This is a genomic window from Coprococcus sp. RTP21281st1_F1_RTP21281_210402, from assembly GCF_040915325.1.
Classification (GTDB): domain Bacteria; phylum Bacillota; class Clostridia; order Lachnospirales; family Lachnospiraceae; genus Coprococcus; species Coprococcus aceti.
On record NZ_JBCPDQ010000018.1, the window covers coordinates 1 to 11,041 of the forward strand.

Genomic DNA, 11,041 nt, shown 5'->3' on the forward strand with positions numbered 1-11,041 from the left:
TTGGGGCGAGCAGTAACAATAGCCCTTTGGAGGGCTGATAATAAACCACCACTTGAAGTGGTGGTTGCTAACTTAGAAGGTACTGAGAAAAAAGACAAGGATGGATTTATGGAAGTGCCGGAGCAATTGGAAATACCATTTAAGTAAAGATTATTGTAAACGATGCAAACGGAACTTTTGGGAAAAACTTAAAAAGTTAATTTTTAAAATGTTTTTACCTCTGTTTACAGCTTTCGTTTACAAGATGATATCGGGTGGAAATACAAGCCGACCAACGGGAGGAATAGCACCGCAGGTCGCAAGGGGACTTTTGATGGACGGTACGGCTGTCGAAAGTGCTTTTGCGTTACTTTTGACAAAAGTAACAAAATCGCCGTATCCGGCGATAAATATATTTTGTGCCATAATTGGCAGAAATACAAATTTATGTGCCCTGTCGGGCGCTAATTTTAGAAAGAAAGGAGAAGCGTATGATGATGAAATGAACAATGTGTGGTATGGTTGGGCCGGGTTAACTGGCTCACAATAGAAGGGCATTTAAAACGGAAAATGTGAATCCGGAAAGAACCCAATATAATATCTGTTACCGAGATGAAAATCTGAAAGAAGTTTACAAAGAGTTATTTGATGAGGCTGTGGAGAGATACAATGTTGGAAAACGAAATGATCGAAAGATTACCAATTATTATGAAAAGATACGGCTTGGAAAACAGGAGAAGCTTTTTCATGAAGTGATTTTTCGGGTTGGGAATTGTGGAGATATGGCAGTAGGGACGGAAAAATGAGAGTTAGCTGTAAAGGTATTGGATGATTTTATAAAAGACTTTGAAAAAAGAAATCCTACACTTCGGTTATTTAATTGCTATTTACATCTGGATGAGTCTATTCCACATTTGCATGTCGATTTTGTTCCATATGTGAGTGGGTGGACTGGAAAAGGCATGGACACGAAAGTTTCTTTAAAGCAGGCATTAAAAAGTCTTGGATTTCCGGGCGGAAGTAAGCGTGACACAGAACTTAACCAGTGGATTAATCATGAGAAAGAAGTTTTGGCAGAAGTCGCTAAAAAGCATGGAACTGAATGGGAACAGAAAGACACACATGAAGAACATCTGGATGTTTATAATTTTAAAAAGAAAGAACGTAAAAAGGAAGTGCAGGCTCTAGAGCAAGAAAAAGAATATCTGACAGCGGAAAACGAAAGTTTAGCTTTCAAGATTTCAGAAGTAAAAGCTGATATTGAGAAGTTGGAAGAAGAAAAGCTTCAGTTTAAGAAAGAGAAAGACGCTGCAGAAAAACGTACAGAGAAAGCGGAAATGGAATTAAAAAAATTAGAAGATCGAAGAGAATTTCTGCAATCGGTGATGGATAATGTCAGTAAGGAAATAAAAGAATATGGAATGATTAAAACATTTCTACCGGAAGCTACAGCATTAGAACGTGCGGGAACTTACCGGGAAAAGAAAATCAAACCATTGTTTATAGAAATGAAAAATAAAATCTGTGCGATGGCTGCACAGGTGAAAGAACTCACAAGAGAAAGAGATAGCTGGAAAAGTAAGTTTCAGCAGAAAAAGAAAGAGCACGAGAACACAAAAAAGGATCTGGCGGAAGTTCAGATGGATTATCAATGCTTAATACAAGAGAAATCTGTTCTAGAAGGAATTGCAGACAGATATAACCGACTTGTACGTATGCTGGGAAATGATATGGTAGGAAGATTGGTACAAGAGGATATTCGAACGCAAGCAGAGCTTGAAGCCAAAAAGCAGAAAGAGCAAATGCCAGAAAGAATCAGCGATAGGATACAATGGGCAAAAGAAAGAAGCCAGGGACATAATGAACAATCAAAGAAAAATAAAACAAAACACAGAGGAATGGAATTGTAGGTGTATGAAGAAACACTATTACTGGGAATGATTTATGCATAATGAAAACAGGTAAAAGAAAAACGAATATGATGTAAGGAAGGGCACGTTGATTGAAAAACGTGTCTTTTTTCTTTAGACAAAGAATTGAATAGTAGTCGTTAGTTTGATACAATAAAATGGATTATAGGGTATTGAAGGTGAAAGATTATGCCGACGAAAGAACCACGTTTTCATGCGAAGTTACGGAAAAAAGTCATAAAAACATGAGTAAGATAGCATGGAAAATGTAATCTTAAAAGAAGGCTTTTTTGCAGAAACATTTCAGGTAAATAAAGCAGAATCTGCTAAGATGAAGATTAAGGAACTGCTGGTAGAAGTAGGTGAAGTGTCCGAAACATTTCAATGGGCATTTGAAAATTCTGGAATAATGAAAGACGGAATAATATATACAATGAATACTGTTCCGGATTATCATGGAAAGCAGATAACTCTTGGTGATGTTATGGAAACTGGAGCAATAGAAGAACAGTATTTTATTCCAGAAGAAAAATTATATTATACGGATTCTGTGGTTACACATAGTGATGAAACTGAACAGCGTCTTCCAAAGGAGGATAGACAGACCTGGCAGTACCTGAAAGGTGCAAAAAAATTGTTACGTATAAGTTCAACAGGCCATGAATGTGTCTTCTCAGAAGGTGCTATTTCCATGATTGATCAGGAAGATAAACCGGCACGTACAATGCTTACATCTGAAGGTGGGTTCAGCAGAACAACTCATATTGTGAAAGATAAGATGACTGGAAGAGAGAGATTACTTACTGCAACAGAAGCAGAACGAATCCAGGAATTTCCTACGAATCATACGAAATATTGTCTGGTTAAAGGCGAAACAGTGGAATGCCACTGAGAAAACGCAGATTTATGATGGGAAATGCGTTGGTGGTTAATCTGGTGGCAGATATGGAGAAGACATTGGATAAAATTTTTGATTGTGAATAACAATTTATTATAGAGAGATAATATAGTTGGTGTTTTGTTAATGGTATTGTATAATATTTATTAAAGATGAGATAATCTTAAAGATTGAAGGGGAATATATAGTGGAATTATTTGAAGTATTGCAAAATGCACCAGAAGGCAGTCAGTTGATAACGGATTCCATAGTAATCACACATGCTAAATTAAAGAAATATGAGAAAATACTTTGTTCTATTAGCGGAGGAAGCGACAGCGATATTTTAATAGATTTATGCGAAAAATTTGATGAATCGGATAAAATAACATATGCTTTTTTTGACACAGGACTTGAGTTTAGAGCAACAAAAGAACATTTGCAATATTTGGAACGGAAGTATGATATACATATTGAGCAAATAAAAGCAACAAAATCAATTCCATTTTGTTGTAAAACATATGGGCAACCTTTTTTGTCAAAACAAGTAAGTGAATGGATAGAAAGATTACAAAATCATAATTTTCGATGGGAAGATAAACCATTTGTTGAATTATATAAAGAATATCCAAAGTGTAAAGCTGCATTAAGATGGTGGTGTAACGATTTTCAGAAAAGTAATGAAGGAAAAGAGAGCAGTTTTAATATCGCATATAACCAATATTTAAAAGAGTTTATGGTTAAAAATCCTCCAACCTTTAAAATATCAAATAAATGCTGTCATTATGCGAAAAAAATGGTTGCTAGTAAATTTAAGACAAATGGAGAATTTGATTTAAATATGTATGGGGTACGAAAGGCAGAGGGAGGAGCCCGAAGAACTGCATATAAAACTTGTTTTTCATCAAGTGAAGATAAGTGTGATGAATATAGACCGATATTTTGGTATTTAACTGAAACAAAAAAAATATATGAAGAACATTATGATGTTGAACATAGTAGATGTTATAGAGAATATGGATTGAAAAGGACAGGATGTGCAGGATGTCCCTATGGAAGAAATTTTGAAGACGAATTAGCAGCAATGCAACATTACGAACCACAATTATTTAAGGCAGTTAATTTCGTATTTAAAGATTCATATGAATATACAAGAAAATATAGAAAATTTGTGAGTGAGCAAAAAAAGTTGTCAGGTAGATAAGGGGAAAATCATATGGAAGTGCAGAGTAAAAAAGTTAATGCGAGTCCAACAAAAGGTTTTTTTATTTATATGTTGACTCGAGATATTGATGTGAGACCGGCTATAGTAGAATTGATAGACAATTCAATTGATGGGGCAAAGAAAATAAGAAAAAATAAAGAGTACAAAGGATTATTTATCAAAATAAATATGTCTCAAGATAGATTTATCATTGAGGATAATTGTGGTGGAATAGATATTGAAACTGCACAAAAATATGCTTTTCAATTTGGTAGGTCATCGGATCGGGAGAGTGATTCATCAGGATATTTTACTGGAATTTTCGGAATTGGAATGAAACGCGCGCTTTTCAAGTTAGGGAAAAAATTTGAAGTTATTTCAAAAACATCAACAGAATATTTTGATTTAAAGGTGGATGTTGACGATTGGATTAATAAACCAGAATGGGAATTTGAATTTGATAAAGTAGAAACTGGAATGAACAATGATGAAACAGGGACTAAAATAGTGGTTGAAAAGCTTAATGCAGATATTGTAAGCAAATTTGAAAGTGAGTTGTTTATTAATTCGTTAATTGACTATATTCAAAAATATAGGACGGTTGAAGCTGAAAACGGGTTAGATATTGAAGTAAATAATATTGCTGTTGATTATGGAAAAGAAAAACTATTAAAATCAAAAGATATTCAACCATATGAAAAACAAATTATTGATGACAGCGGTAAGATAACTATTATTGCAGGAATTACGAATAAAGGAGAGCCTAATAAAGCAGGTTGGTATATATACTGTAATGGACGATTGGTTGTGTATGCTGACAAAACTGAATTGACAGGTTGGGGTATTGAAAATAGAGCTTTTCATTATAGCTTAGCTGAATTTAGAGGATATGTTTATTTTGAATCACAAAATTTACTGGAATTACCGTGGAATACGACTAAAACAGGAATTGATACGTCCAACAGATTATATGTTATAGCAAGACAAAGTATGAGTGAGGCAATGAAGCAAGTTATTAAAGTCATAGACGAAGCGAAACGCAAGCATGATGTATCAAATTTGGATGAATTGGATTTTGTGAAAAAAGCGGGGAAAACAGAATTAAATCACTCGACGATAGCTAATATATCAGAAAATAAAGATTTTAATATTACAGAAGTAGAACCTGAAATTCCAATGGTAAGAATATCCTTTTCCAAACCATTAAATGAAGTTGAAAGAGTAAAGGAAAATATGGGAGAACGAACTAATAAGGCAGTTGGAGAAAAACTGTTTGAGTACTATTGCGAAATGGAGGGGATTTAATGGCGGGGAGCAGTGCTAGCGTCAATTATAATATAAGACCTTGCAAAAGTATTGAACGAAAAATGATGTGTGATATGATTTCAAGACTAACCGTATTTGATTATATTAAAAATTATAGATATATTGGCATGGGTGCAAAGTATTTTGTGGATTTTTCTTTACTACACAAAGAATTTGGAATTGATAATATGTATAGTATGGAAATAAATTCTGCGGAAAAGAATAGGAAAAGATTTGAATTTAATAAGCCATTCAATTGCATAAAAATGTTGTTTGGAAATGCAAGCGACATTCTCAATAGTTCAAATATACCATGGAAGCAAGAGAAAAATATTATTTGGTTGGATTACGATGGAGGAATAAATAGTAATCAAATTCAAGACGTAGAATCTTGCATCAGCAAAGTAGAATCAGGGAGCGTGATATTTGTAAGTTTTAATTCTGATTTAGGAGATAAATTTAAAAAGGCATTGCCAAAAGAAAAGTTGGACATGTATTGTTCTAGAATTGATAATGAAATATTAGTTAAGTTGCTTTCGCCAAAAGACATGGCTAAAGAAAAGATTTATCAAACGACAAATAAAATGTTTGACATGATTGTAAAAAATAAAATTTTGGAGAGAAATAGTACTATAAGAAGTGACGATGAAAAACTAATTTCCCAACAATTAGTGTATTTTAAATACAATGATTCTAAGGCAACAATGCTTACATTAGGATGGATTGTTTATAAAAAGGGGGATATTGATAAATTTACAAAATGTGGTTTTGAAGATTTTGAATTTTATAATAGTAGTAATATTCCGTATGATATTTCAGTGCCTAATTTTACATACAAAGAATTAGCTATATTAAATCAGAATATGCCGAATGCAGTATATCCAATAGAAGGTGCAGATTTTTTTGAGGAAGAAGAAGTTAATGCATATAGAAAAATTTATAAGTATTATCCGACTACATTTGAAACATCGATTGCTTTGTAAAGATACTCAGTGATAACACCATGATAATAAAATCTCCAAAAACCACACGGACACAGCGGAAAATCTGCATTTGCTGACGCAAAATGAACGGAAAATAACCATTTAGCCTCCAAAACACCCCATTCTGATATCGTGAGGGTGGTAGAACTGTAGGTTCAGGAAGAGTTGCAACTATCATCGAGTAATCGCTGATAAACCATATAAATAAAGGATTTTCAGACCTTCGAGGGTTCGCCCTCGGAGGTCTTTTTTATGCCCGAACATATGCTATGCCCTTATATAAACATAAAACAGCCAATTCCCGCAGTGTGTCCTGTAAAAAACACCCGAAAAACACTATTCTGTCAATGAATGTGTCAAGTTTTTAGCAAAAGCTTGACATGTAGCATCAGCCCTTGCCGAAGGCAACTTAAAATGGGCTGATGTTCAATAGAAAGGAGGCAACAGATATGGATCAGAAAAAGGTAGGTTCATTTCTAAGAGAACTGAGAAAGGAAAAACAGCTTACGCAGGAACAACTTGCAGAGCGGTTTGGAGTAACCAATCGCAGCGTATCAAGGTAGGAAACAGGCAGCAACATGCCGGATCTCAGTATTTTGGTGGAGCTGGCAGATTTCTATGATGTTGATATCAGGGATATCATTGATGGAGAAAGGAAGGGTGAGGACATGAATAAGGAAGAGAAAGAGAGATTGCAGCTTGTAGCGGATTATGCAGAAACTGAGAAGAATACATTGTTGATGAGGTTGCGTATATTCAGCATAGTGGGATTGGTTTCGCTCATTGCAGGACTGGTGATGTTGGTGCTTGGCGGAGATAATAATCTTCCAGTGTATGATTATTTGATGGGGACGCTTATGGGAGTTTCTATAGGTGCGTTGCTGGTTGCGGTGTTCTATTCAACCGGAGCTTTAGAAAACATGAGGAAGCGGAAAAGAACGCTTATGAAAGTGCTTTTGGTAATAAGCATATTATTCCTGCTTGGAACATTCATCGCGGCAATCATAGCATCGTTATGATATAATGAGCATTGCGACGGGGCGCTTGCGCAAACTAAATGTAATATGCTATAATTTTTAAGGATGCAATGTGGATGATCAGTATGTGGCATCCACATGAGCACAGATATTTTGCGTGAGATATAGTAAATGTGATTAGCGCAATCATTTTTTATGACGAAAAAATTACAATTATATATGTATAAGCCCATAATATGGTTGGGCGTATCTACCAGCTACCGATAATAGTTGACTACGACATGGATTGCCGTGGTCAACTATATTTTTGTGTAAAAATATGTGTGTGGATACAGAGCATGGATAGGGATTAACAAAAAATATAAAATGATTTTGGAGGGTGCGCGTATGAGGTATGATGTGATAATTATTGGAGCGGGACCAGGAGGAATATTTTCTGCATATGAGCTGACAAAGCAGGCTCCGGATCTCAAGGTTGCAGTGTTTGAGGCTGGACATGAGCTTAAGAGAAGAAAATGTCCGATAGACGGCACAAAGATCAAGAGCTGCGTGGGATGTGATAGCTGTTCGGTCATGAGCGGATTTGGTGGTGCAGGTGCATTTTCCGATGGAAAGTACAATATCACAAATGACTTTGGCGGAAGTCTGTATGAGTACATCGGCAAGAACGAGGCTATAGACCTCATGAAGTATGTGGATGATATCAATATGGAGTATGGCGGAGAGGGTACGAAGCTTTATTCCACTGCCGGCACAAGATTCAAGACAGTGTGTCTGCAGAACAGACTTCATTTGCTGGATGCCTCGGTTAGACATCTTGGCACGGACATCAACTATATAGTTCTAGAGAATCTGTATGCATATCTTCAGGACAAGGTAGAGTTCTATTTTGACACACCTATACAGACTGTGGAAAAGCTGGACGATGGAACATATAGTGTATGCTGCAAGAAGGGTACATTTGCTTGTAACAAATGTATCATATCCGTTGGAAGAAGCGGCAGCAAATGGATGGAGGCTGTCTGCAAAGATCTAAATGTACCTACAAAATCCAACAGAGTGGATATAGGAGTCAGAGTGGAGCTTCCTGCAGCCATATTTGCGCATTTGACCGATGAGCTCTATGAGAGCAAGATAGTATACAGAACGGAGAAGTATGGAGACAAGGTGCGAACCTTCTGCATGAACCCAAGGGGCGCCGTGGTTACTGAGAATACAAATGGAATCATAACGGTAAATGGCCACAGTTATGAGGATCCTGCAAAACAGACGGATAATACAAACTTTGCACTCCTTGTGGCAAAGCATTTCTCAGAGCCGTTCAAGGACTCCAACGGATACGGCGAGAGCATAGCGAGACTCAGCAACATGCTGGGCGGCGGCGTAATAGTGCAGAGATTTGGCGACCTCATAAGGGGACAGCGCTCCACCCAGAGCAGGATAGAGGAAGCGTTCATCACACCTACGCTCAATGCCACACCGGGAGATCTGAGCCTTGTCCTTCCAAAGAGAATTCTGGATGGAATAATCGAGATGATCTACGCTCTTGATAAGATAGCCCCAGGAACGGCAAATGAAGATACACTGTTGTATGGAGTTGAGGTCAAATTCTACAACATGGAGGTTGAAGTAGATGATAAGCTTGAGACAAGATACAAGGGGCTGTATATCATAGGAGATGGCAGCGGAATAACACACTCCCTTTCACACGCATCTGCAAGCGGTGTATACGTAGCAAGAAATATTGCACATGGTGAATAAAACGAATAGATATTTATATAGAAGAAAGTCATACAAAACAGAGTATCGTGATAGGGGTTCCAGATACTCTGTTTTTATTTGATAAATGAGTTTCAAGTGAAAATACATTTGTTTGACTGGATGGGAGAAGAATGGTAGAGTTGTAAATGACATGAAAATAGATTTAATGTCTGCAACAAATATGAAAACAAATTTAACTAAGAAAATTATTAGTGACAATGTATAGAAGACACTATATGATGGATTGTTTTCGAAAGAAGAAAGGAGATAGGAAAATATAGAGGGATCAGTTATAAATCAGATATGCGCATCTATGGATTCATTCTTTGATACAGAAAAGAAAATAGGCGATTATATCGTTAGGAATCCCAAGAAGGTTGTGGATATGACAGTCGGGGAGCTGGCAAAGGAGTGCGGTGTCAGCGAGGCCTCGGTGTCGAGATTCTGCAAACGAATAGAGCTGAAGGGATTTCACCATCTCAAGATATCGCTGGCGAGAGAACTCGTGGATGCCAAGGATGACGGAGAGATATCTGGACATATATCTGTGGATGATATGGAAGGTTCTCTGAGAGGAATACTGTCGAATAAAAGTGTATATACAATCCAAATACATAATTATATATGGAGGAAACAGATATGAAGGATATCAAATGGGCAGTTCTCGGAACAGGAGTTATCGCAAATGAGATGGCAGTGGCACTCAAAAAGAATGGCAGGAACATTTATGCGGTTGGTAACAGGACGTATGACAAAGCGGTGGCATTTGCTGAGAAGTATGGCATAGGTAAGGTTTATTCAGACTACAATGAGATGTTCACGGATCCGGAAGTGGACGTGATATATATAACGACTCCACACAATACACACATACAGTTTATGAGAAGAGCGATAGAGAATGGAAAACATATACTTGTGGAAAAATCTATAACATTGAACAGCGGTGAACTTGGAGATATGCTGGAACTGGCAGAGCAGCACAATGTGATCATAGGCGAAGCGATGACTATTTATCATATGCCTATTTACAGAAAACTTAAGGAGCTACTGGACTCGGGTGCACTTGGCAAAGTCAATCTCATAACCATGAATTTTGGAAGCTTCAAAGACTACGATATGAACAATCGATTCTTCAACAGAAACCTTGCGGGAGGGGCAATGCTGGATATAGGTGTGTATGCCCTGTCATTTATAAGGTGGTTCATGGACTCAAAGCCAGACAAGCTTCTTTCACAGGTTAAGCCTGCGCCTACTGGAGTGGATGAGCAGGCAGGACTTTTGCTTATGAATAAGGAAGGACAGATGGCAACCGTTATGTTGTCCCTTCACTCGAAGCAGCCGAAACGTGGAATGGTATCATGTGAAAATGGATATATAGAGGTGATGGAGTATCCAAGAGCGTGGGAGGCGAAGGTCACATACACAGATACAGGCAAAACTGAGATTGTTGCAGCCGGAGAAAATGCGGATGCCCTTGCGTATGAGCTTCAGGACATGGAGAGTGCGATATCCGGTGATGGAGATATGTATCTGGAATATACAAAGGATGTCATGGATATGATGACAGAGTTCAGAAGATCATGGCGATTTACATATCCAGAGGAAGAATAGGTAGATTGTCATATGTAGGGGAGGCTGTTTAGAATAATTGCACACAATTGTCAGATAAATAAAAAAAGTCATTGACATAAGATTGCAGTGGTGGTATCTTATAAAAGCTGTCGCATGAGCAGGCAGCAGACGACAGCTTTTATAGGTATACAACATGATATGTCACTGAGACATGATTATAAATTACCTGAAAAAAGTTGTTGACATACACACTTCGGTGTGGTAATATTTAGAAGTTGTCGCCGAAGTGGTCAGACATCAGCAACCGAAAAGGTCTTGAAAAAAGATAAAAAAGTTGTTGACAAAGAACTTCAGATGTGATAGCATATAGAAGTTATCGCTGAGAGGCGAGAACACAAAGAACCTTGAAAAATTAACAACATGACAACCCTGAAATTCCAAAAAAAGAATTTCAAGAACGTCGGATCAGAGAT

At 37.1% G+C, this 11,041-nt stretch carries 11 protein-coding genes and 1 riboswitch; all 11 genes read left to right on the plus strand.

Annotated features, from left to right (window positions below):
• Window positions 1-313 precede the first annotated feature (313 nt).
• The 11 genes from AB5150_RS15455 to AB5150_RS15505 all read left to right on the plus strand — a co-directional run bounded on the left by AB5150_RS15455 (window position 314) and on the right by AB5150_RS15505 (window position 10,607).
• Complete coding sequence (locus AB5150_RS15455) at window positions 314-529, plus strand: hypothetical protein (RefSeq protein ID WP_368292166.1); 216 nt, start codon at window positions 314-316, stop codon at window positions 527-529.
• Window positions 530-803: 274 nt separating this feature from the next.
• Window positions 804-1,889 (plus strand): plasmid recombination protein, encoded by a 1,086-nt coding sequence (locus tag AB5150_RS15460; protein WP_368292168.1) that lies wholly within the window; start codon window positions 804-806, stop codon window positions 1,887-1,889.
• A 259-nt stretch (window positions 1,890-2,148) separates the two neighbouring features.
• A complete protein-coding gene (locus AB5150_RS15465; protein ID WP_368292169.1) occupies window positions 2,149-2,781 on the plus strand; it encodes a hypothetical protein in 633 nt (210 codons plus the stop codon).
• Window positions 2,782-2,974: 193 nt separating this feature from the next.
• Window positions 2,975-3,970, plus strand: a complete 996-nt coding sequence (locus AB5150_RS15470; RefSeq protein ID WP_368292170.1) for a phosphoadenosine phosphosulfate reductase family protein — start codon at window positions 2,975-2,977, stop codon at window positions 3,968-3,970.
• A 12-nt stretch (window positions 3,971-3,982) separates the two neighbouring features.
• Window positions 3,983-5,275 (plus strand): ATP-binding protein, encoded by a 1,293-nt coding sequence (locus tag AB5150_RS15475; RefSeq protein ID WP_368292171.1) that lies wholly within the window; start codon window positions 3,983-3,985, stop codon window positions 5,273-5,275.
• Window positions 5,275-6,258, plus strand: a complete 984-nt coding sequence (locus AB5150_RS15480; protein WP_117916813.1) for an O-methyltransferase — start codon at window positions 5,275-5,277, stop codon at window positions 6,256-6,258. The genes AB5150_RS15475 and AB5150_RS15480 overlap by 1 nt, the downstream gene beginning before the upstream one ends.
• Before the next feature lie 449 nt (window positions 6,259-6,707).
• Window positions 6,708-6,821, plus strand: coding sequence for a helix-turn-helix domain-containing protein (locus AB5150_RS15485; RefSeq protein WP_252199372.1), 114 nt, complete (start codon window positions 6,708-6,710; stop codon window positions 6,819-6,821).
• A gap of 15 nt (window positions 6,822-6,836) precedes the next feature.
• Window positions 6,837-7,277 (plus strand): transcriptional regulator, encoded by a 441-nt coding sequence (locus tag AB5150_RS15490; protein WP_252199370.1) that lies wholly within the window; start codon window positions 6,837-6,839, stop codon window positions 7,275-7,277.
• Window positions 7,278-7,433: 156 nt separating this feature from the next.
• Window positions 7,434-7,532: riboswitch (purine riboswitch) on the plus strand.
• Between the two features lie 90 nt (window positions 7,533-7,622).
• Complete coding sequence (locus AB5150_RS15495) at window positions 7,623-8,996, plus strand: NAD(P)/FAD-dependent oxidoreductase (RefSeq protein ID WP_147564622.1); 1,374 nt, start codon at window positions 7,623-7,625, stop codon at window positions 8,994-8,996.
• A gap of 301 nt (window positions 8,997-9,297) precedes the next feature.
• The gene (locus AB5150_RS15500) at window positions 9,298-9,639 is read left to right on the plus strand and encodes a hypothetical protein (protein WP_278315663.1); all 342 of its coding nucleotides are present in this window, start codon (window positions 9,298-9,300) and stop codon (window positions 9,637-9,639) included.
• Complete coding sequence (locus AB5150_RS15505; protein ID WP_118017910.1) at window positions 9,636-10,607, plus strand: Gfo/Idh/MocA family protein; 972 nt, start codon at window positions 9,636-9,638, stop codon at window positions 10,605-10,607. Before AB5150_RS15500 ends, AB5150_RS15505 begins: the two co-directional genes overlap by 4 nt.
• Window positions 10,608-11,041: the final 434 nt, after the last annotated feature.

Bases quoted from the DNA above. Each gene is read 5' to 3' on its own strand.
- AB5150_RS15495 (WP_147564622.1), top strand. From the start codon at position 7,623: ATGAGGTATGATGTGATAATTATTGGAGCGGGACCAGGAGGAATATTT.
- AB5150_RS15505 (WP_118017910.1), top strand. From the start codon at position 9,636: ATGAAGGATATCAAATGGGCAGTTCTCGGAACAGGAGTTATCGCAAAT.
- AB5150_RS15490 (WP_252199370.1), top strand. From the start codon at position 6,837: ATGCCGGATCTCAGTATTTTGGTGGAGCTGGCAGATTTCTATGATGTT.
- AB5150_RS15485 (WP_252199372.1), top strand. From the start codon at position 6,708: ATGGATCAGAAAAAGGTAGGTTCATTTCTAAGAGAACTGAGAAAGGAA.
- AB5150_RS15465 (WP_368292169.1), top strand. From the start codon at position 2,149: ATGGAAAATGTAATCTTAAAAGAAGGCTTTTTTGCAGAAACATTTCAG.
- AB5150_RS15455 (WP_368292166.1), top strand. From the start codon at position 314: ATGGACGGTACGGCTGTCGAAAGTGCTTTTGCGTTACTTTTGACAAAA.
- AB5150_RS15480 (WP_117916813.1), top strand. From the start codon at position 5,275: ATGGCGGGGAGCAGTGCTAGCGTCAATTATAATATAAGACCTTGCAAA.
- AB5150_RS15475 (WP_368292171.1), top strand. From the start codon at position 3,983: ATGGAAGTGCAGAGTAAAAAAGTTAATGCGAGTCCAACAAAAGGTTTT.